The organism is uncultured Lamprocystis sp. (assembly GCF_903933125.1).
Lineage (GTDB): Bacteria > Pseudomonadota > Gammaproteobacteria > Chromatiales > Chromatiaceae > Thiodictyon.
Map to the genome: position 1 here is coordinate 1 of NZ_CAIZIZ010000039.1, position 1,865 is coordinate 1,865.

The 1,865-nt window shown below is 67.6% G+C and carries 1 protein-coding gene and 1 pseudogene; one reads left to right on the plus strand and one right to left on the minus strand.

What is annotated here, in order from left to right; translation table 11 throughout:
* A partial coding sequence (locus QZY03_RS01600) for an Rpn family recombination-promoting nuclease/putative transposase (RefSeq protein ID WP_295577570.1) occupies positions 1–686 on the minus strand: 686 nt, incomplete at its 3' end.
* 324 nt (positions 687–1,010) lie between these two features.
* Between QZY03_RS01600 and QZY03_RS01605 the strand changes: the two are divergent.
* Positions 1,011–1,865 (plus strand): annotated as a pseudogene (locus QZY03_RS01605) (glycosyl transferase); the annotation flags it as partial.

The window sequence follows — 1,865 nt, forward strand, 5'->3', positions numbered from 1 at the left end:
CTTTGCTGTTCGCGCAGAAAGTTCTGCCGCGCCTGATAGGCATGGTAGGCGTGCTCTTTCTCGGAGAAGGCCTTCAGTGTGTTCATGGCTCGCCTCATCTCTTGGGTCTGCATCCAGGCCGGCAGGGCGTCCGCGTCCAGGCGCTCCGCCTCGTTAAAGAACTTCAGCCAGCGCTGCTGCTCGGTTTCGACCGCGTCGGCGGTGAATTTGCTCAGTTCCAGCAGCCAGATGCCGCCGTGGTTCAGAAAGACACGTCCATGCTGGTCGCGCAACCGGAACTCATGGGCATACGCCGGGGCATCCGGCAGCAGCGTCTGACCCAGCAGCCAGATCGCGTACGTGGGGCGCAGCTTGCGGTAGCTCTCGCCCTCCTTGATCTGCGCGCTGTAGAGATCGGCCCAACCGTAGAGGATGCGCGCCGGCAGGTCGCGGTGATTGAGGAGTTGGATCTCGACCTGATAGATCTGCCCGGTCGCGTCGCGGGCCTTGACGTCGACCACGGTGAGCTTGTCGTCGAGGAATTCCTTTTCGTTATAGGGATTCTGGATCTCCACCACGGTGATGGGCCGGGGCAGCTCCGCGCCGAGGATAGCGTTGAGGAAATGGATCAGCAGGTCACGATTGGACTCGGCCCCCAGCAGGGCTTTGAAAACGCAGTCAACCTTGGGATCGATGGGATGGCGCATGGCAGCAGTGTAGGCAGGTGTCGCCGATGCGACAAGGGGCGCAGACCCGGGGAACCGCGCCCGGCGGGAGGCACCGGCGGCTCAGCCGGGTCCGCTGCGCGGACCCCATCCCGCGCGGAACCAACCGACGCGCGTTCCGCGGCGGTTGGCCGGGTTTGCTGTGGAACCAGGAATTGACGTGACAGGCGGTAAACGGCACCGACACCAGGCTGAAAACAAGCAAGCAGATTCGGTTGCCGCCGAAAATCACCTAAACTTGCGCCTGACACCCGCCCGACACGCGGCCCGGGCACCCCGCAGTCCATCTGACGAGCACCACACCGGATGATCACCGATTTCTTCACCGACCCCCAGGCCCCCGCTGGTCCTTTGTACACCCTGTCCAACGGCCGCTATGAGGTGCGCATCTCGGCCACCGGGGCCGGGCAGTCGTCCTGCGACGGTCTGGCCCTGAACCGGTGGCGCGCCGATCCGGTCCAGGATGACCTGGGCAGCCTGCTGTATCTGCGCGATCTGGACGATGGCCGCTACTGGTCCCTGGGGCACCAGCCGACCCGCACGCCGACGCCGGTCTATCGGACCGAGTGCGCGGACGGGCGTTTCGTGCTGGAGCGCGAGGATGTCGGCATCGCCGCGCGGCTGGAGGTCAGCGTGGCCGCCGACGCCAACCTGGAGTTGCGGCGGGTGACCCTGAACAACCGCTCCGGACGGCCGCGGCGGATCGAGCTCACCAGTTACCAGGAAGTCGTGCTCTTTTACGCGGATGCGGACACCGCCCACCCGGCCTTTGCCAAGCTATTCGTGCAGACCGAACGTGACGCGGCGGCCGGCGCCCTGCTGGCGCGCCGCCGCCCGCGCGCGCAGGACGAGCATTGGCCCTGGCTGGTACACGCGGTCAGCGGTGCCGCGGCGGCCGAGTGGGAGACCGACCGGATGCGTTTCCTCGGGCGCGGACGCACGCCGGCCGCACCCGCGGCCCTGATCGCGCCGGGGCCGCTTTCCGGCACGGTCGGCAAGGTGCTCGACCCCTGCCTGAGCCTGCGGGCGACGGTCGCACTGGCGGCTGACGCCGTGGTCGAGGTCCTGTTCCTGACCGGAGTGGCCCCGGACCGGGCGAGCGCGCTGGCGCTGCTGGACGGTTATCACCGCCCGGAAGCGGCCCCCGCGACCGGCACGACC